Source organism: Psychrobacter sp. NPDC078501, from assembly GCF_044900935.1.
GTDB lineage: Bacteria > Pseudomonadota > Gammaproteobacteria > Pseudomonadales > Moraxellaceae > Psychrobacter.
Window position 1 is genome coordinate 83,696 of record NZ_JBJDOS010000003.1, and the last position, 21,599, is coordinate 105,294.

General features: G+C 42.9%; 13 protein-coding genes. 5 read left to right on the forward strand and 8 right to left on the reverse strand.

From position 1 onward, the window contains the following. Positions 1-396: 396 nt before the first annotated feature. The 3 genes from glyA to ACI2IW_RS06175 form a co-directional block, all read right to left on the reverse strand. Entirely contained in the window at positions 397-1,653 is a 1,257-nt protein-coding gene (gene glyA / locus ACI2IW_RS06165; protein WP_057758295.1) for a serine hydroxymethyltransferase, read from the reverse strand. A gap of 582 nt (positions 1,654-2,235) precedes the next feature. Next, positions 2,236-2,724, reverse strand: a complete 489-nt coding sequence (locus tag ACI2IW_RS06170; RefSeq protein ID WP_404693044.1) for a chorismate--pyruvate lyase family protein — start codon at positions 2,722-2,724, stop codon at positions 2,236-2,238. 99 nt (positions 2,725-2,823) lie between these two features. Continuing rightward, on the reverse strand, positions 2,824-4,188 hold the full coding sequence (locus ACI2IW_RS06175; protein ID WP_404693045.1) for a GNAT family N-acetyltransferase: 1,365 nt from the start codon (positions 4,186-4,188) through the stop codon (positions 2,824-2,826). Between the two features lie 607 nt (positions 4,189-4,795). Here ACI2IW_RS06175 and ACI2IW_RS06180 point away from each other — a divergent pair. Further along, positions 4,796-7,015: an NADP-dependent isocitrate dehydrogenase gene (locus ACI2IW_RS06180; RefSeq protein ID WP_404693046.1), complete on the forward strand. Its 2,220-nt coding sequence runs from the start codon at positions 4,796-4,798 to the stop codon at positions 7,013-7,015. Positions 7,016-7,249: 234 nt separating this feature from the next. Here ACI2IW_RS06180 and icd read toward each other — a convergent pair whose 3' ends face one another. Further along, on the reverse strand, positions 7,250-8,509 hold the full coding sequence (gene icd, locus ACI2IW_RS06185; RefSeq protein ID WP_404693047.1) for an NADP-dependent isocitrate dehydrogenase: 1,260 nt from the start codon (positions 8,507-8,509) through the stop codon (positions 7,250-7,252). Between the two features lie 437 nt (positions 8,510-8,946). Between icd and ACI2IW_RS06190 the strand changes: the two genes are divergently transcribed. Then, positions 8,947-9,561: a pseudouridine synthase gene (locus tag ACI2IW_RS06190; protein ID WP_404693048.1), complete on the forward strand. Its 615-nt coding sequence runs from the start codon at positions 8,947-8,949 to the stop codon at positions 9,559-9,561. Between the two features lie 213 nt (positions 9,562-9,774). Then, complete coding sequence (locus ACI2IW_RS06195) at positions 9,775-10,620, forward strand: DUF305 domain-containing protein (protein WP_404693049.1); 846 nt, start codon at positions 9,775-9,777, stop codon at positions 10,618-10,620. Positions 10,621-10,770: 150 nt separating this feature from the next. Here ACI2IW_RS06195 and ACI2IW_RS06200 read toward each other — a convergent pair whose 3' ends face one another. Beyond that, a complete protein-coding gene (locus ACI2IW_RS06200; protein ID WP_404693050.1) occupies positions 10,771-12,801 on the reverse strand; it encodes a M61 family metallopeptidase in 2,031 nt (676 codons plus the stop codon). A gap of 324 nt (positions 12,802-13,125) precedes the next feature. On the opposite strand from ACI2IW_RS06200, the gene ACI2IW_RS06205 reads away from it, so the two are divergent. Then, positions 13,126-13,611: a peptidylprolyl isomerase gene (locus ACI2IW_RS06205; protein WP_057758283.1), complete on the forward strand. Its 486-nt coding sequence runs from the start codon at positions 13,126-13,128 to the stop codon at positions 13,609-13,611. 545 nt (positions 13,612-14,156) lie between these two features. On the opposite strand, the gene ACI2IW_RS06210 is transcribed toward ACI2IW_RS06205, so the two are convergent. Then, positions 14,157-16,367 carry a carboxy terminal-processing peptidase gene (locus tag ACI2IW_RS06210; protein ID WP_404693319.1) on the reverse strand — a complete coding sequence of 737 codons (2,211 nt, stop codon included), beginning with the start codon at positions 16,365-16,367 and terminating at the stop codon, positions 14,157-14,159. Positions 16,368-16,795: 428 nt separating this feature from the next. On the opposite strand from ACI2IW_RS06210, the gene nagZ reads away from it, so the two are divergent. Next, positions 16,796-17,872, forward strand: coding sequence for a beta-N-acetylhexosaminidase (nagZ, locus tag ACI2IW_RS06215; RefSeq protein WP_404693051.1), 1,077 nt, complete (start codon positions 16,796-16,798; stop codon positions 17,870-17,872). Positions 17,873-17,985: 113 nt separating this feature from the next. Here nagZ and ACI2IW_RS06220 read toward each other — a convergent pair whose 3' ends face one another. After that, a complete protein-coding gene (locus ACI2IW_RS06220) occupies positions 17,986-19,584 on the reverse strand; it encodes an OmpA family protein (RefSeq protein WP_404693052.1) in 1,599 nt (532 codons plus the stop codon). A 280-nt stretch (positions 19,585-19,864) separates the two neighbouring features. Further along, on the reverse strand, positions 19,865-21,508 hold the full coding sequence (locus ACI2IW_RS06225; protein WP_404693053.1) for a hypothetical protein: 1,644 nt from the start codon (positions 21,506-21,508) through the stop codon (positions 19,865-19,867). Positions 21,509-21,599: the final 91 nt, after the last annotated feature.

Consider the following 21,599-nt stretch of genomic DNA (forward strand, 5'->3'; position numbering starts at 1 on the left):
TTGAAAATAATATTTATATAATTATTCAATCAATTACAGCGATACTAATACAAAGTGTAACTATTTATTATAATTTGTATTAGTATTATTACTAAATGTTCAATACTGACTATATACTAATATTTTTGTATAAACAAAGAGATTTACACATTTTTCTTAATTAAACATCAACTTAGCTCCTTGAAACTAATACCAAAACTCAGTCAAGATCACTACATTTATCGAAAAATGTCGGTAGTAATCTTCAGGTTAAACAATAGACTTAAATATAATTAAAAGAGCTAAATAGCAATACCAATATAGGTTTGCGTTAAATGCTCTAATATTTATAGAGAGCAATAACAAAAAAACCGCTAAGCAAAAGCTTAGCGGTTTTTTTTATTACCATTCTAAAGTTTACTGATTTTTAGCATAGACTGGTAATTCTGCACAAATAGCTTCTACTTTAGCGCGTACTTCAGTAGCAACCGCTTCATCACCGCGACTGTCTAGTACGTCACAGATCCAACCTGCCAACTCGCCCGCTTGTGCTTCATTGAAACCGCGAGTAGTAATCGCTGGCGTACCGATACGGATACCAGAAGTCACGAATGGTGATTTTGGATCGTTTGGTACAGCGTTTTTATTGACAGTGATGTGTGCTTCACCAAGCCATTTGTCTGCTTCTTTACCCGTCATTTCTTGCTTAACGAGACTGATCAGCATCAGATGGTTTTCAGTACCGCCAGAGATGACTTCATAGCCGCGCTCTTGAACCACTTTTGCCATGGCTTGCGCATTTTTCACTACTTGCTGCTGATACGTTTTGAAGTTATCTTCTAACGCTTCTTTAAAGCAAACCGCTTTTGCAGCGATAACATGCATCAACGGGCCACCTTGGTTGCCTGGGAATACAGCTGAGTTTAGCTTTTTAGCCAATACTTCATCACGCGCCAAAATCATACCTGAGCGTGGGCCACGTAGGGTTTTGTGCGTCGTCGTTGTGACCACATCAGCGAAAGGTACTGGGTTTGGATAAACACCGCCAGCAACTAGGCCTGCAACGTGAGCCATATCGACCAATAGATACGCGCCTACTTCGTCCGCGATGTCACGGAAACGCTGCCAATCAACTACTTGTGAATATGCTGAGAAACCCGCGATGATCATTTTTGGCTTATGCTCACGCGCCAAGCTCTCTACTTGGTCATAATCAATAAGGCCAGTGCCATCTACCAATCCGTACTGTACGGCATTGTAGTTCAAACCTGAGAAGTTGATATGTGCGCCATGCGTCAAGTGACCACCAGCGTCTAAGCTCATGCCTAGTACAGTGTCATTTGCTTCTAGCAATGCTAAAAATACGGCTGAGTTTGCTTGGCTACCAGAATGCGGCTGAACGTTCACATACTCTGCACCGAACAACTCTTTAGCACGGTCAATAGCCAATTGCTCAACCACATCCACATGCTCACAACCACCATAATAACGCTTGCCAGGATAGCCTTCTGCGTATTTGTTGGTAAGGTCGGTACCTTGTGCTTCCATCACTGCTTGTGAGCAGTAGTTTTCAGAGGCGATAAGCTCGATATGGTTTTCTTGACGAACGCTTTCTGCGGCCATCGCTTCAGCAAGTACTGGATCAAAATCTTTGATAGAAATATCTTTAAACATAGTGATGTCCTAAGTAGTGACTGTCATTAAAAAACGTCATTGAAAAGAAGCTTATAGCCTGCCCACAATAAAACAACTACTGCGTCAACGTCGCTGAAGTACTATTAATACCTCTGCACGCTGTTTTTCTGCAGTCTGTTTTATGGTACGACCATTATTGTGAATGGAGTCTATTAGCAAAGATTGAAATAAGAATAAATACAGGCGACTGACCTGTTATTAACTTGACTGATTCGTCAATAAAATCGATGTACATTTGCATCGATACCATCGCGAAAGATTAAGTGTAACATGAAAATTTGTGCTGTGAGCGCAAAAAAACCTCACCTTAGGATGAGCGAATTAAATGACTATATAACACAGATAAATAGCCAATAAAATAAAGGATTTATCCGCTGAATTTTTTCTCTTGCCCGCCCTTTTATGCTGTTTTAGGCATAAAATATTTTTAAATGTGGCTAGATATAGTCGATTCAATTTAAAAGTAATACAAGGCAGCCGAGTGTAGATCTATATTAAATACCTCAAGCGAGGTTAACACAGCAATACTTTTATAGTGAAGTGACTATTATAGTGAAGTGATTACAAGAACGCTGGTAGGAACGTTTCACTGATCATTATCTTACGACCATGCCAGTCATAACGCGTTTGTCGTTGCCAACCGTCACTGGTATGACTGATAAAACGCTCATTTGGCAAGGTACGGCAACGCTTAAACAATACGTAGCCGATAGGTGTGTTCTTCAAATGCTGCAAACGATGCGACTGACCTTTTAAACTGTTTAAAGGAAAGACACTCTGTGCTTGCACCCATGGCATTTCATCATTGCCATATAGCTGCACTTCCCGTACCCATGCCAGCATTGGACGATTTATCATCATGCCTTGTATACCCAGCTGCTTTTTTTGACCTAAAGTCAGCGAACGATAGCCCTCAAAGCTGCGTTTTACACACAGCGGCTGCCCTGCCTTCTCTTCTAATATCGCAGTGAGAGAGCCTTCAGCATTTAGCCAAGGTAAGAGTTCATTAGGAGGTAAATCATTGGTAGAATTAGAAGAATTGCTGGTCATAGTTTATGGCTAGTATTTTTTATAGGATGTTTGATAGTTAGAAAGTGTTTGCAGATAGAAGCAGAGTGAGTCAAAGCTGGTTACTGCTATGAAGCACTGCTATGAAGCACTGCCATCAAATTCAGGCATATTGTCTGCATTAAAAGGCAAAGCTTCAAAGGCCTGCTGACGATACTGCGCCATATGCATCCGATCTCTAGCACAAAAATCGCCAATCGCTGGTACAAAACGCGGATCATAGATACGATGGATAGAATGTGTCGTCGTTGGGATAAAACCACGTACCAGCTTATGCTCGCCTTGCGTACCTGGATCAAAAGACATCAACCCTTGCTCGATAGCAAACTCGATACCTTGGTAATAGCACAGCTCAAAATGCAAGCTGTCATACTCACCTAGCGCACCCCAGTAACGACCATATAAGGTAGCATTATTATCACCACTACCATCAGCCTTGTCACTATCAGGCTTATCATATAAGAACAAACTACTCGCGATAATCTCACCACTGGCATCGAGTGCTTGCGCAAGCATTATATGCTCCGGCATGCTCGCTGCCAATGCCATAAAAAAGTCTATCGACAAATAAGGCTGCTGTCCGCGTACTGCATAGGTCATCACATAACAGTGATAAAAAGCTTTCCAGTCAGCATTGCTGATAGCATCTCCGCATTTTCGCTGGCAACTAATGCCTTGCTCGGCAACTTTACGGCGCTCAGCCCGAATGGTTTTGCGTTTTTTGGCTTTTAAGACCATCAAAAAAGCATCGAAATCTGCAAATGGCTTACTATCATTAAGCAAGTCTTTATTTTGCCATAAGAACTGGCAACCTTGACGCTCAAATATCGGTATCTCAATACCAGCTGACTTTACGCCGCTTTCTTGAGCCGCTATGGCAAGCTCTACATCAATTTCAGTTGGCATAGATGTGGTGGCGATAGAGGCAAGCTCAGGTATCACAAACAGTCCATGCCAGCTTGAGGCGCCTACTTGTTGAGCGATATCATCAATACCTGCGATGGCCGTTCTGAGGATATCTTCATTCAAGGCTTCACCTTTTGCCAACCAAATCCTTTGACCAGTAATCGGTGTATATGGTGCGCTAGTGACCAATCGCGGATAGTAATCAACGCCATAGCGCGCATAAGCTTCAGCCCATGCATGATCAAATACAAACTCACCGCGATGATGACCTTTTATGAATACTGGCATGACGGCCACAGGCTGCAATGTATTTTCTGCCGCGCTATTTGCTAAGGTATCGGTGCTATTTTCACTATCGGCATAGTCTGTGACACGATGTACCAAAATAAATATCGGTAGCCACCCTGCCTGCTCACCAATTGCTCCGGTGTCAGTCAGTGCTTGCCAAAAAGCGAATGACATAAAAGGGGTATCTGGCGTCTGCCACTCTGTTTGGCTCTGCCAGCTGGTATCATTAATCAGCGCATACTCTAAACTCATATTCACCGTCACTATTATAATCGCGATATATTTATCGATAACCAATCTATTGATGACCTAGACTAGCAAATTTTTACGTCATTGCTGTCACAATTTGCAAAAACTTATCTGCATCCAATAAAAAACCACCAACGATAACGCGAGTGGTTTGCATGACTGCGCTCATGGGCAGTAAGATCAATATAAAACGTCATGAAAAAACAGTAGTTGTATGGAAAAGATGATATCGAAGCCGATGACTGGTAGAATAAGGTTGTTATTAGCTTAGTATAATTCGAAACCATAGGATACGAGCTAAAACAGTATACTTAGTTCATGGTATACGATTGACATCCTATCGGATTTATAGTGGATTGATTATAATGTAGCGTCAGTGATTCACTTTTAGGCAATTTTGCACCGACTGTTAACGTGTTGCCTTTAAATGCTTTTTTCGTGAATATTATTAAAAGAAAATGTCTGACCTGTCTTAAAAATTTCTAAGAAGCTACATATGAAGTACTTGTTCTAACCATATCATGGATTATTGCATAGTATCATTGACGCATATTCAACACTATATTTAAGCTTTATTATTAACTACAGCCTAAAGGAAGATCTAACTAAAATGTCAAAAATTATTTATACAAAAACTGACGAAGCCCCAGCGCTGGCGACTCTGTCGTTCTTACCTATTGTCGAAGCATTCACCAAAACAGCAGGCGTTGAAGTTGAAACCAGCGACATCTCTGTTGCAGCGCGTATCTTGGCTGAATTCCCTGAATACTTGACCGAAGAGCAACGTGTTCCTGACAACTTAGCTGAGCTAGGTCGTCTGACTCAAGATCCAAACACCAATATCATTAAACTGCCAAACATCAGTGCTTCTGTACAGCAGTTAAAAGCTGCTATCAAAGAGCTACAGAGCAAAGGCTATGCCATCCCTAACTTCCCAGAAGATCCACAAACTAACGAAGAAAAAGAGCTACGCAAGCGCTATGGCAAAAGCTTAGGCAGTTCAGTGAACCCAGTACTGCGTGAAGGTAACTCAGATCGCCGCGCTCCTAAAGCAGTTAAAAACTATGCACGCAAGCATCCACACTCTATGGGTGAATGGAAGCAGTGGTCAAGCACGCACGTATCACACATGCATGGTGGCGACTTCTACGATGGCGAGCAATCTATGACATTAGATAAAGCTCGTACGGTACGTATGGAGTTGTTACTTGATGACGGTACTCAAAAAGTATTAAAGCCTAAAATTGCTTTGCTTGATAAAGAAGTCATCGACCTGATGGTCATGAGCAAAAAAGCACTATTAGAGTTTTATGAGCGTGAAATGGAAGATTGCCGCGAAGCTGGTATCTTGTTCTCACTACACGTGAAAGCGACTATGATGAAGGTCTCGCATCCTATCGTCTTTGGTCATGCGGTCAGAATCTACTATAAAGAAGCTTTCGAGAAACATGGCGCTTTCTTTGATGAGCTAGGTATCAACGTCAACAACGGTATGGCAGATCTATACGACAAGATCTCAACGCTACCAGCTTCAAAGCGTGAAGAAATTGAGCGTGATTTACATGCGTGTCAAGAGCATCGCCCACGTCTGGCAATGGTTGACTCTTCAAAAGGTATCACCAACTTCCATTCACCAAGTGATGTAATCGTTGATGCTTCTATGCCAGCGATGATTCGTTCAGGCGGTAAAATGTGGGGTGCTGATGGCAAAATGTATGACTGTAAAGCCGTCATGCCAGAGTCTACCTTTGCGCGTATTTACCAAGAAATGATCAACTTCTGCAAATGGCATGGTAACTTTGATCCAAAAACCATGGGCACCGTTCCTAACGTTGGCCTAATGGCTCAAAAAGCTGAAGAGTATGGCTCGCATGATAAGACTTTTGAGTCTAGCGATGCTGGTATTGCACGTATCGTCGATATTGATACTGATGAAGTACTACTCGAAAAACGCGTTGAGAAAGGTGATATCTGGCGCATGTGTCAGGTTAAAGATGAGCCTATCCAAGACTGGGTAAAACTTGCCGTACGCCGTGCTCGTGAATCAGATACGCCTGTTATCTTCTGGTTAGACCCATACCGTCCACATGAAAACGAGCTAATCAAAAAAGTTAGAACGTATCTAAAAGATCATGATACTACTGGCTTACATATCGAGATTATGTCTCAGGTTCGTGCGATGCGTTATACCCTAGAGCGCGTTGCTCGTGGTCTAGATACTATCTCTGCGACTGGTAACATTCTACGCGATTACCTAACTGATTTGTTCCCTATCTTAGAGCTAGGTACCAGTGCCAAGATGCTATCAGTTGTACCACTAATGAAAGGCGGCGGTTTGTTTGAAACTGGCGCTGGTGGTTCTGCACCAAAGCATGTTGAGCAGCTGACAGAAGAGAACCATCTACGTTGGGATTCACTTGGTGAGTTCTTGGCATTGACGGTATCGTTGGAGCATCTAGCAAACAACGACAACAATGCTAAAGCTCAAATCTTGGCAGACACGCTAGATACAGCAACAGAAAAACTGCTACTAAACGATAAGTCGCCATCACGTAAAACTGGCGAGCTCGACAACCGTGGTAGCCACTTCTATCTAGCGATGTACTGGGCAGAAGAGCTTGCAGCGCAAGATCAAGATAGCGAGCTAAAAGCGCAATTTACACCATTCGCGCAAAAGCTAAAAGAGAACGAAGAAGCCATCGTTAAAGAACTTAACCAAGCTCAAGGCAAGCCAGTAGACATCAAAGGCTACTACTATGCTGATGAAGAATTGGCTAAGAAAGCAATGCGTCCAAGCGCTTTGTTTAACGAGACTTTGGCATCGCTATAATTTTAAGTAACTGCTCTTAAACCATTAAGCCTAATCGCTTTTGGTTTTTATACCTAGCAGCGATTAAGCAAGTTTAAGTCTTGGTAAAAAACACCTCAACCGTCTTAGAACGTTGAGGTGTTTTTTTATGTTTTCTAAAATCTTTATAAAGAGTGAAATAAAAAAAGCCACCTATATAATCAGGCGGCTTTTGATACATAGTAATAAAATAGAATGCTGAGAGCTTAAGTAGTCTTAGGCTTCCATATGCTTAATAATCGCCTTACCAAACTCAGAAGTACTCAATAAGGTAGCATCTGGCATCAGACGCTCAAAATCATACGTGACTGTTTTATTTGCAATCGCCCCTTGGATACCGCTAATGACAAGATCAGCTGCTTCCGCCCAGCCCATATCACGAAGCATCATCTCAGCAGACAATATCAATGAGCCTGGGTTCACTTTATTTTGACCAGCGTACTTGGGTGCAGTACCGTGCGTCGCTTCATAAACAGCGATCGCGCCGCCTTTATTTGCACCAGGTGCGATACCAATACCGCCTACTTCAGCGGCCAATGCATCAGAGATATAGTCACCGTTTAGATTGAGCGTTGCCACTACAGAATAATCTGCAGGACGCATCAAAATCTGCTGCAAAAACGCATCAGCGATGACGTCTTTAATAATAATATCATTACCCGTTTTTGGATTTTTCATAGTCATCCATGGACCGCCATCTAATAACTCTGCACCAAAACGCTCTGCTGCTAGCTCATAGCCCCAATCCTTAAATGCGCCTTCAGTAAACTTCATGATATTGCCTTTGTGCACTAGGGTCACATTTGGCAGATCATTATCAATGGCATGCTGAATCGCTTTACGTACTAAGCGCTGAGAGCCTTCTTTTGAGACAGGCTTGATACCGATGCCGCAGTCTTCAGGGAAGCGAATACTGGTCACACCCATCTCATCTCTTAAGAAATTGATAACTTTTTTGGCATCATCACTGCCCGCTTTCCACTCGATACCCGTGTAGATATCTTCTGTATTTTCACGGAAAATAACCATGTTCGTCAGCTCTGGATGCTGCACTGGGCTTGGTACGCCCTCAAACCAGCGTACGGGGCGTTGACAGACATACAGATCGAGGTTTTGGCGCACTGCGACGTTTAACGAACTAAAGCCACCACCCACTGGCGTGGTCAATGGACCCTTGATACTAATGACGTAGTCTTTTAGAATCTCTAGCGTCTCGCTTGGCAAATAATCGCCGTCATATACTTTCGCTGCCTTTTCACCAAGATAAGTCTCCATCCAAATGATAGACTTCTTGCCGTGATACGCTTTATCAACCGCAGCATTGACTACTTTTATCATGACAGGCGTGATATCTACACCGATTCCATCACCTTCCACAAACGGAATGATCGGATGATTGGGAACATTTAATGTTAAATCTGCGTTTACGGTCACTTTTTCGCCGTCTCTTGGCACGATAACCTTATCATATGACATCGATGATACTCCTTGGTTGTATGTTGGACGTCGCAAGCGAACTAGACACTTTGTTATGCTAACCGTTTTATTATAGTTATAACGCTTTGGGCGCTTATCGGCTAAGCAAAGCTTTGATGAGTACGACACTTGCGTCATTGATTTGAACAACGTTAAAAATAGCTCGAAGCTAAAAGATGAACATAAAGACCCAAACAATGATTGTCGCTTGCAGATAGTAGATATTTCTATATCAGAAATATAAATACCACTATCAGAATGCGGATTTAGGATAACAGTAAATCTATACAAGCGCTGTCCTACTTTTGTAGCAGGTCATGTAGCATACAGCACATTAAATATATCGCTTTTAGTCTTGCCGCTTAATACTAGCTCTACATTACAAAACATACGCTACAATGATTCACTGTCCATCAAACACTAGGAAACACCGTTTTATGTCTACTTCTAGTCTCATCTTATTCAATAAGCCTTATGGCGTGCAAAGTCAGTTTAGAGATGACAGTAATAACGATCACACCACCCTATCGCAATACTTTACCGATAAAGCTTTGCGAGTTGCTGGTAGGCTAGATGCTACTTCGGAGGGCTTGATGATTTTGACCGATGATGGTCGCGTTAATAAAGCAATTACTCATCCGCCAAAAGCCAATGCAGGGCGCAAACAAGGTAAAACTTATTTAGTGCAAGTAGAAGGAACGCCTACTACTGAGCAAATCAATAAGCTCAAACGTGGCGTGGTTTTAAAAGATGGTAAAACGCTACCTGCCGAGGTCAAACACGTCAGTGAAGATGAGCTACCGCTGGTACTCTGGCAGCGCAATCCGCCAATACGTGAGCGCAAAAGCGTACCGGACTCATGGCTAATGCTGACAATATACGAAGGTAAAAATCGTCAAGTTAGACGTATGACAGCGCATGTCGGTCTGCCTTGTCTGCGTTTGATACGTTGGTCAATGGCAGGATTTGAGCTAGGTGATTTAGCTGTTGGGGAGTTTGTACGCGTTCATCTAACTAGCGAACACTGTCGTCAGCTAGGTATTTCTAACTAGTTTAGATGGTTTTAAGTTTAAATACTATTGATTAATTCACACTGTTTGGCTGTTTATTCCCTAACATAAAGCTCTGACACTAATATATTACGACCTGTTAAACATAGTGTCTCGAATGGGTAAGGTTTATCTGCTAACATTCAGCACGTAATTGATTATGTATAATAGGTATTATCCATTTATCGTTTGGTCTTTTCACAATAGGGATATGTCATGATTGCTTCTCGTCGTTTTCTTTCGTTGGTCACTAGCATTTCTGCGGCGCTTGTATTGAGTGCCTGTCAGCCAACGACAGAGGACAGCCAATCAAATCCTGCGGAAGAAACCTCACCGCCAGTGACTGATATGCCACATGCTGAGCATGACGATATGGCAGATGATACTCTAACAAATGACAGTGATAACAGTGTCAGTGATGAGTCTCAAATGAGCGATATGCTCAGAGACTATACGAGATCAATGACGAGAATGCATGACGAGATGATGATTGGGATGGGTTATAACGATCCTGATACCGCTTTCGCTAAAGGCATGTTGGGACATCATCGCGGCGCGGTAGAGATGGCAAAAATAGAGCTCAAGTATGGTACTGACGAAGCGATGCGCCAACTTGCTCAAGACGTCATCACGGCACAGCAAGCTGAAATCGATGTCTTAAACAAGTGGCTGGCTAGCCATCCTGATGCTGCCAAACCTAAGCCAAATACTGTGGCAATGCAGCAAGCATATGCTAAGAGCATGGAAAATATGCATGGCGAAATGACTTTGGGTGTGGCTGATCCCGTGCCTGATATGGCATTTGCACGCGGTATGCTACCTCATCATATTGCCGCTGTTGATATGGCAAAAGTTCAGCTCGAATATGGGACAGATGAAGAGATGCGTCAGTTGGCGCAAGACGTCATTGATAACCAGCAAACTGAAATTGATGTGATGAAGAACTGGATTGCTGCGCTTGAGGCTGCAAGTAGCGACGAAGACGATAGCTCTGTAGATGAAAATATTGAGCCTGAAACTACCGGTAATAAGAACCCAGATAATAAAGTTAAAGAGCAGTAATTGTATATCTCGCCAACCTCTGACCTATCGAGCATTTAAGTTGCTTGGACACATCTAAAATATTAAAAGTTATTAAAAAAACCCTCTTCTAAGCAGTATTGCTCGGAAGAGGGTTTTTTATATGGAAGGGTTTTTTATATAGCATCGAGGCTACCGTTTCATAACATTAAGCCATGTCTCCCAACCTGCCTCACCTTTTAATTGCTCATTATCATTCTCTAGAGTCTTATCTGCTTTTGCTAAGCGTAGGCTTACTTTATGAGGAGGTACTGCTCCAGTCATGCCAGTTGTCTCATCTTGCGGCTTCACTTTAGTTGTCGTTTCGGGTTGAACCTGAACACACATCAGCTCATCACGGCGGAACAAATAACATTCAACAGGGTGCGCTGTATTAACCAAAGTGGTAAGTTGTTTCGTATCTGCTTTGATGCCGTCAATCGCGATGATGATGTCATGCGCTGAAATACCAGCTCTAGCCGCCAGACTATCTCGCATCACACGATTGACTTTGAGCCCAGCTGGCGTTTCGTTACATCGCATACCCCAAGGCACATGCTTGTCAGCCGTTTCTTTAGTATTCGCCTGTATTTTGACACCGTTTGCAATTAGCAACGCTTCAATTGGCAGCTCTTCTACCCCGTTGACATAACGGCGCTCAAAATCTTCCCATTCTGCTAGCGGCATAAACTGCTCAATGACGGAGCCCATATCGGCACTACTGATACCAATTCGCTTACTGTCGTTCTGCTTAGCTTGAGTATAAAAAGCTTTGATCACATCAAATAAACGATAACGACCGTCGCTATTTTTGAGTAAGATTAGATCCAGACATAGAGCTACCAACGCGCCCTTATTATAGTAGCTTATACCCGCATTGCCTGTATTTTCATCGGTACGATACAGCTTAATCCAAGCATCAAAGCTCGACTCTGCAACGCTTTGATTGCCACGCCCTGGGGTTTGATAGTAGCGATTGATTTGCTCGGCTAGCAGTCGCAGATAATTGGCTTTATCAATCACACCTGACGCTTGCAACATAAAATCATCGATATAAGACGTAAACCCTTCGAATACCCAAAGTAATGGCGTAAATGCCTCACGTCGTAAATCGACATCGATCATGACATCAGGACGTACCGTCTTCACCCACCATGAGTGAAAATACTCATGACTACATAATCCTAAAAATCGCTGATAATTTGTACTTGGTAACTTTGGCTCATTGGTGCTGGGTAAGTCATTGCGCGGGGTGATAAGGCTAGTAGAGTTAATATGCTCAAGCCCACCATAGTCTTGACCACTGGCAAAGGTCATAAAAGTATAATCGTCAAACGGCGCATCGCCTAACCAATCTACGTAGGTCTGACAAATCTGAGTAATATCTTGCTGCAATCGACCTAGGTTAGCATTCTGCTTACCTGACAGGTAAAAGCTATGATGTAGCGTCTGATGCTCATTATCATGAATAATAAAATCAAACTTTTCTTGCTCCGCGATTTCGAATGGATAATCAATCAGCTCGTGATAATTAGCTGCCTGTAACTTATAAATGTGCTGACTATTCGCTTGCTGACTGCCTTTTTGCTGCTGATCAAAATGCAGGTGCGTAGCGTCCAAACCACAGGCTAACAGTACTCTGCTACTTTCTTTGTCTACAAAAAATGTCTCAGGAACGATTAAGCTAACTTGGGCAGGTGCTTGCTCTTGCCCTTCGATGGCGAGCGCAAGTGAAGTGAAATTGCCATAAAGTCGTTGCTGATCGACGTAGGCCGTACGCACAGACAGGTCATAGCAATAGACTTCGTACTCGACGATGACCGTCTGCCCTGCTTGCACCGCTGGCAGCTGCCATGTATTTTTGTCTATTTTCTGCGCGCGATAAGTCTCTGGCTGCTCGTCATTATCCGCTGTTTGAGCCTCTACTATTTGATAAAGTACCGCAGTGATGTTCCGAGCAAACTCGCGCATCAGATAACTGCCTGGTATCCATGCTGGCAACCAAAGCTGCGGAGCGTCGGATACTGCTGTAAAGCTTAATGATACATCGACCAAATGTTCAAAGAAACGGGCAAAATCAAATTGATAGCTTATATCAGCTATCGTTTTAGCCTTAGTATCATCAAGATTGGTTGAAACATTGCTCGCTGGTTGTTTAGTAGTGGTATTGGCAAATGCAGTCATCGTCTCTCTCATCCTTATTTTTATAATTATGCTAGAAGTCCTACTCTAAAAAAGCAACTCCCAAACCATGAATAGCCAATAGCTATGCATTAACTATAGAAAATAGCAGTTATTATTGTAAATTGTGGCATTAATTGGCATTTTTTATGTTTTTTGCCTTGAAAGTTTTGTGGGCCATCTCAATTAAAGATGCTAACTGCTAAAGTTACTTTAATAAACTGATGATAATTGACTAATGACGTGGCCTTTTGGCTTGCAGATTGGCTTTTTTAGGTTTATTGCAACCGTATTTAATTTTTTACATAGATATATTTAGGATATTTTATGACTACTATCGCAAAAGACACTGCCGTCAAATTCAATTACACACTAAAAGACGACGAAGGCAATATCCTTGACCAGTCACCAGAAGGTCAGCCACTTGCTTATCTACATGGTCACAGCAACATTATCCCAGGCTTAGAAGCACAATTAGAAGGTAAGTCTGCTGGCGAAAAAGTTAATGCAGTCGTTGAACCTGCTGATGGCTACGGCGAATACCAAGAGCAAGCAGTACAGCACGTACCACGTGACAACTTCCAAGGCGTTGATGACATTCAGCCTGGTATGCAGTTCCAGTCAGAAGCTGGCGGCCAAGTAATGTTGGTTACTGTGACTGCTGTAAACGATCAAGAAGTTACTGTTGATGCAAACCATCCATTGGCTGGCAAGCGTTTGACATTTGATGTTGAAATCCAAGAAGTACGTGCAGCAACTGAAGACGAACTAAACCATGGCCATGTACATGGTGCAGGCGGCGTTGAGCACTAATCTCTTCTAGAGTATAGTGACAATAGTTAGATGATAAATTATTAAATTTATTCTCTAATATAAAAGGCCAGTAGCCGATAAGGTTACTGGCCTTTTTTGTGCTTATTTCATGGTGAATTTTAAATTAATATAAATATGCTCACCCATAAACTAAGTGCTAATTCAGTATACAGTGCGGCTCAACTTGAATACTATCTACTTAGAAAATCCGCCATAAAAATTACTAGTTTCCAGACGTAACAAAGCCGCATAACGACAAGCGTCATGCGGCTTTTATTACCAACCATCCATGTTAGCGTTACGTGATACCTAATCCCGGGGCATCTCATAACTGACAGGCATCCAGCCTTATCATCCTTAATCAGCAAACTACTTATCCCTAGTGCGACCTTTAAGATACCAATCCCTAGTATCAATGAACCGTTTCGTTCAATCGTGCCGTACAGTTATAATCGCAGATTGACCCTTCGTTGGTAAGAGGTCTAAACGTCAATCTATGTAAGCATATGCTTACATAGATTACGTAACGCTATAATAACTTCACATTATAGCTTCTCTTCAGGGCTAAGCATCGTCTTAGGTTCAGCGCTAAGCATTAGGTAAGCTGCCTCATTGATAAATGCTTCATCCTCTGGTAACTCTGGACGTTCAACTGCTTTCATACGGCTACGCTCTTCAAATTTTGCGTCCATCGCTGCCTGATAAGTGTTCCAGTTAGAGTACGGACGCTCGCCAGTTGCGATAAGGCGCTTGTTTTCTGCTTCTAATGAGCGTTTTTCAATTAGCTGCATTTTAGCTCGGCGGCTATTGATATCTAAACGAACAGGTTTCTTTTCATCATCCATGTTACGAATATCATTTAGCGTCGACAGATAAGTAAATTGCGGGTCTTTCTGTTGGCGAATCTTAGACTGTTGATTGAGCGTCGCCAACGTATCACTGGTAAACTTCCCTTCAGGCTTGTAAGGCGCCGTTCTGATCGTATCCCAAGGTAATGCTTTTTTCTGAGCGCGCTCGCCAAAGGTTGCATCATCATAGATATTGACTAACTCAACGTCTGGTACGACACCTTTATTTTGCGTACTACCGCCAGTGACACGATAAAACTTACGCTGAGTTAAGGTGGCAGAGCCTAAAGCTAAGCTATCGAGCTGAATCTGCGCAGAGCCTTTACCAGTTGTCGTACTACCAACTACCAATCCGCGACCATAGTCTTGAATAGCAGCGGCAAAGATTTCACTGGCTGAGGCCGATGCTAAATTGGTAATGACTGACATTTTGCCATCATACAACTGCTCACCACCATCATTGTCGCGATACACTTGAATATTGCCGCGATTATCACGAATCTGTACTAATGGTCCACTCTTGATAAAGAAACCTAACATCTTAGCAACTTCATCTAATGAGCCACCAGGGTTATTGCGCAAATCCACCACTAGGCCATCGATATTTTGTTTATTCAACTCTTTTAGTGCTTTTTCAGTATCGATACTGACGCTACGGTAGTCTTCTCCGTTACGACGCGCACGATAGTTTAAATAAAAGCTTGGTATCTCAAGTACGCCAATACGCTTTGGTGTCTTATCAATATTAGGACGCTGCACTTCTACCACTCGCTGAGTGACGCCTGACTCTTCTTGCTGAATGATGTCTCGTACCACTGTGACTGTACGGGCGCTAGCATCCGGCGTGTTAGGTTGACGTAATTTCAGTGTGACCGATGTACCGCGTTTTCCTCGAATCAAGCTGACAATTTCACGCGTTGACCAACCAACCACGTCCGTCATGGTTTCACCATCTTTTGCGATACCAACAATCAAATCATTGGGCTTGATTTGACCTGACTTGGCGGCTGGACCACCATCGACCAAAGTCACAATACGAGTATAGTCTGGATTTTTGCGATCTGGACGAATAGAGACACCTATGCCCTCTAATTGAAGACTAGACTGGATTTGCAATTCAGTCGCTTGAATCGGTGCATAGTAATTACTGTGCGGGTCATAAGTGAGCATAGCCGTATTTAAGATGGTTTCCATGATTTCATCATCTTTGAGACGCTTAAACTGCTCTTGTTGACGCGACAAACGATTTTGTAAAATTTCATTTGGCGTACGCTCATCGTTACGTACCAAGTCTTGTCCACGTGTGATATCTGGATTGCTTAAAAATACTTTCTCTTTGGCTTTTTCGTCTTCTTGACCGAGGGTAATGCTCATCAACTGAAACTTTAACTGACGTTCCCAGTAATCGCGCTGCTCTTTTTTGGTTTTAAAATGGCCGAGTTTTTCGCGATCAAGAATGATTGTGTCGTTACCTGTCAAATCAATATCTGTTTTGAGCATCTTGGTGGCCATCGCAAAGTACTCGTTTGAGCGTTTGCGGTAACGATCAAACACCTCTACCCCTGCAGATAGATCACCTTGTTTTAGGCGAGCACCAAAGTCTTCAGCGTGTTTATTCTTCAGCTCGTCGACATCAGATTGCAAAAATAACGTATGGTTTGGGTCAAGGCTATCGATATACATTGATAGGATTTCGCTACCGGTCTTGCTATCTAAAGGCTGATTGAGATAATGACTGCGATCCAGCAAGGCGGCTACTTGACGGGTGGTGACCTTTTGCTCAGGGGTCTGAACGAAACTTCCCGTATTGGTCTCGGCGACTGCGGTACCGTAGCTTTGGGTTAAGATAATACCGGCGATGCCCACTGACGCTGCACTGAGTAACCACTGTGCTGGTTGTTTTTTCATCATATGTACCTAGTTATTTGAAGTTAATAGTATTGGGTAATTCATCAGAATTAGAAATGCTCGAATCTGTTATGACCTATAAATGCTGTGTTTTATTCTTATACTTTATGCATCATTAAATACTGATATATAGTCAAAAATCAATCAATATTATCATGCGCATAAATACTGAACTGTCTCAAACTGTATAAGCAATCTTACACGCTACACCTGTACATACCAAACTTTCTAGCATTTTTATCATACATAGTAATTGAGGGCTATCAACATCGATTTGATGACTGAACCTACTGGCTATTAGAAAATTGATTTGACCCCAATAATCGACCACATTATGCTCAATTAATAATAGCTGTCATAATAAGATAGCCATAGATAATCATTCACCCTCATAATATAACCATATATAAAATAATAAGGAACACACGATGTACGGCGTTTTAATGATAGATATCGATAGTACCGCTTTGACCGCTGAAGATGTCAGTTTGATTGAACAAGCACAGGTCGGCGGAGTAATATTGTTTGGTCGTAACGTCACAGATGCGTCCCAAGTCAGAGCACTGTGCGACGATATACGTTATCACAATCAAGACATACTTATCGGTGTGGACCAAGAAGGTGGACGAGTCGCGAGGCTACGTGAAGGTTTCACGCCCCTACCTGCTATGGGTCGATTGGGTGAGCTATTCAATCAAGACCCGAGCCAAGCACTCAGCTGTGCCTACGATTGCGGTTATCTGATGGCAGCCGAGGTGTTGGCTGTAGGGATCGATTTGAGCTTTGCACCCGTACTAGATAGAGATGGTATTAGCCAAGTTATCGGTGATCGCAGCTTTCATCATGAGCCGCAAGCCATCACTGCGCTTGCAACACAGTTTATGCGCGGAATGAAAGCCGCTGGTATGGCCACTACTGGTAAACACTTTCCCGGTCATGGTGCCATCGCTCCTGACTCTCACGTATCAGAAGCCATCGATACGCGTAGCTTGGATGAGATTATCAGTAGCGACATGCAACCTTTTGCTCAAACGCTACATAGTCTGGACGCTCTTATGCCAGCACACGTGATATTTTCGCAAGTAGACGACAAGCCAGCAGGATTCTCTAAAATTTGGCTACAAGATATCATTCGAGATGAGCTTAAATTTGATGGGGTATTATTCTCTGATGATTTATCGATGGCAGGTGCAAAGGCGGCTGGTGATGTCAGTGCCCGCGTAAAAGCGGCCATTGATGCTGGTTGTGATATTGCTCTCGTGTGCAACGACCGTGTGGCTGCTCATGAGGCTGCCAAAGCTGCGCAAGATCTGCCTTACCCTAACCAGCAACGTATCAAAACCATGCGCGGCAACATCCCAACATGGCAAGGCGATCTTGAATCTACCTGCCAGCAGTTTGAATACTGGCAGCAAGCCAAGCAAAATATTACTCAGACTTTTTTTAATGCGCAAGCTGATGCTCAAATTGCCAAAGAATCAACAGATCCTACTCTGTATAAGTAATAGCTTACTTAACTATCATCAAGCAGCATACGAAAAAACCGCACCTTTATAAGATGCGGTTTTTGTCATTTAACTACTACTGCGTAACTATAATCAAAATAAGAACAAATAGATTAATTGGTTGGGTCTACCGCAGTACCTTGGGTAGCATCATCGTCATCTGGTAACAAATCGTCGTTGTTACTATCTAATGGGTTCATATCTGGATCTAGCGAATCACTGTTTATCATCATGCCATCATTGGCGCTGACCACTTCGTCATTGACCATAAATTCAATACGGCGATTGCGGAAGCGACCTTGTTCGGTTGAATTATCCGCGATTGGTTCTGATTCGCCCATGCCTTTGGTGGTTAGTTTACTGGCATCAACCCCTTTAGACACTAGGTACGCTTTCACTGACTCAGCACGCTCCTGAGACAGCTCCATATTATAGGTATCAGAGGCTTGACTGTCCGTATGACCGACAATCATCAGCTCCATATCAGGTACGTTGTTGATGATTTCTGCAGCACGGTCTAGCAGCGCCTTATTGACTTCAGGTATAACCGCTTCATCTACTTGGAAGTTAATCACCTGAATACTTAAAGCGCGAGCAACATCACGTGGATCTGGGTTTTCACCTAGATTGGTCATCGCCACATCTGCAGCAGCTAGACTATCATCAATCTCGCCTTGTAAATCTAATGGACCTTCAGCTTGAACCGTCATGGCAGGAGCAGCTGCTTGTAGGTCAGCAACCAACTTGTCCAACGCAGCTTTATCAGGAGCGTTGACAGTGATGTTATCGCCTTTGATAATCATGCTCGCATTCGGTACATTTTTGATAATTGGTAATATCGTCGCCAGTTGAGCAGATGCTGGCATATCTACTGCAAAATTATCATCAACGTCAGCACGGCATTTATTGGCTTCGTCACCAAATGCACCAGTCAAAGCATTCATAACATTGGTTTGTAACGTCTCATCACCTACGCTCATACGACAAGCATACAGCTCGCTATTTTCACCAGTTGCGATACTCAGTGATGCAGGCTCAATCGCGCCTGCAACCGCTAGTGCCTCATTACCTTGTGCCCCTTGCTGCACTGTAGCCGCTGGCGTTGCTACAGGTTCAGGGTTTTCTTGACAGCCTCTGAGTAGTGCCCAAGCCAATGCACCCAAGATAATCAAACCAATAATAGGTAGCAGCGCTTTCATAAAACTCTCTTTTGGCTCTTCTTCTTTTTGCAATGGCGCTGTACTGGTGGTATCAGAAATCGGTGTGCTAGCCGTAGTAGAAGTGGCAGCGACTGCACTAGCAGGCAAAACAGTACCCGCCCATGCAGGGATATGATGCTGGTAACTGTTCAGGTTGTCATTCAAAAATTGTGGAACGGGCGTGGTACCTGCTAAGCTTTTGATCTCATGAAAAGCCAATGGCGCTGCCATCGCAATCAAACCACGCGAGGCAGTTGCATCGACGTTGTGTTTACCTGCCAGTTCACGAGAAATTTGGTCGCGGTGTGCTCCTTCTGTCCATACACGGTCATAAAAAGCGTTGTCATCGCGGGCGATGTTTTCATTAGCGAAGCGACTAAAAGTATCATTGTCTGCAAGACGAGCAGCAAAAATGGCATAAAACTGCTCTAATAGATTTTTCTTAGCTGGGCTACGGTCATCTTCCAATACGGCTGGGCTGACGGTGCGTGTCAAATGGCTAATAATATCCATAATATGGCTCTCCCCTTAATTTTTATTTATATTATTCGTTCACTCAAAAAGCAGCTGTATCATTCTTTTGTATTAAATCATCATAGTAGTAGTCATGGTGGCGATAAATTCATCAAACTACTTTGTTTGGTTTTGATTATTATAAAATTCTTAAGCTGCTATTCACAGTCTGTACGTTGTTGTGCAAATGATACAGTAAGTAATGTTTCGGTTGGCACACGTAACTGTAGCCAAGCTACATGAAATCATAGGCCATATAAAAAAGCGTGCCTTATAAAAACTATCTAACTTGAGCTGGTTCAGCAACGATAACCGTGTTTGCCATCTCATCTACTTCTGAAGGTGAAAAAGGTCCTGGCGGTCTGGTCGTTTGATTATTCGAAGGAAAGTTATTGGGAATATTACTCGCGCCATTAGTAGGTAGATTGTTGGGCGCATTATTAAAGCTATTATTGTTAGGCAAAGGAGTTGGTATCACACGGTCTCCAGTATCATCATCTGATGCTTGGTACTCGCCAGAGTTACTATTTACCCCATTGTTGTTGAATTGATTATTAATCCCCGCCCCATCATCTACAAACTGATTATTTGCGTTTGCCATGTTATTCGTAGCATCACCAATATTACTATTATCAGGCAATGGCAGTGGCGCTGTACTCTCGACTACCATCGCTGGTACTAAGTTGCGTACTTCTGTGACCAGTTTTTGTAGCAGTATATTGTCTGGCGCCTCCAGAATGAGACGGTCGTTTTGCACATGCAAACGTGCAAATGGTGTTGATCTCAGCATCGTCAAGACATTGGGCAGTGTCTCTGCAGGCATATTAGCGATTGTGGTTGCTACTCCATCCTGTATGTTTAATTCACAAATACTTGCCTGCTCGCCAAAACTTGTATTAAGTGCCTGTTGCAACGTGCTTTGCAGTGCAGCATCGCCAACGGTCGCACTACAAGTGTACAAATTACCGCCGTTGTCTACACCGACAATAAGCTCAACAGGAGTCGTTGTTGTTACAGGAGGCACGGGTGCTGGCGGTGGTTCAACAGGTGCTGCGGCCACAGGTTCTACTGGTATTTCATTATTGGGTTTCACTAACAATGCCCATGCTGCTAGGGCAAGCGCAGCCAAAGCTACTATTAATAAAAATACGCGTATTAGTAGATCGTTTCGTTGATTACGAGTGCGCACCTGTGCACGCTTCAAATTACTGTTTTCTGCCAGATGATAAGCTGCTGGATTGGCATGAATAGCATCGCTACTGGCAATCGTATTGTCATCTAATGCTTCAGTGTTTGCACGCTCAGCAGTTGATATTTGCTCTATACTTTCTGCATCATTATTTGTTATTGGTGCGACTATGCCAGCTATGCCAGTATCTAAAGTAGAGTCGTCAAGTCTATTCGATATGTCGTCACTTACTGGCACATATACTGGCACATGGTCATCATCTGAACCAAAGCTTCTTTGTATTTGCTGACTAACGCCTTGAGTAGCAGTAATCACAGCTTCTGCCCAGATAGGCAAATATGATCGTAAAGCAGCCTGTTTGTCTTGTAGAAATGCTGGCAAAAACTGCCCATTGGCCAATACTTTTAGCTCACGATATGCCAATGGGGTAGCGCTAATTAGTAGTTGCTCAGTTGTCTGTTCATCAATGTGATGGGTGACTGACAACTCTTGCACAATAGTCTCTTGCAGGATTTTATCTTGCCATATTTGTTCAAATAAAGGGCTGTCATTATTGCTGCTAGTAATTACTTGATCAGTACGCAGCAACTGTGAGTAAACTTGTGGCACAGCTAGGCGCGCGGCCAAAACAGCATAAAACTGCTCAAGTAAACTGACATAGGCGACATTATTGCTGTCATCATTACCCATTACAGCTGGGGTTACCGTTTGTTCTAGCTGGTCAATAATGTTCATATTCCACTGCCTCTATCAGCCTTATTTGAATGTGCAAAATTGAGCACTTATTTTATTTTTATCCATGTCACTTGTGTATTTTGCTTCTTTG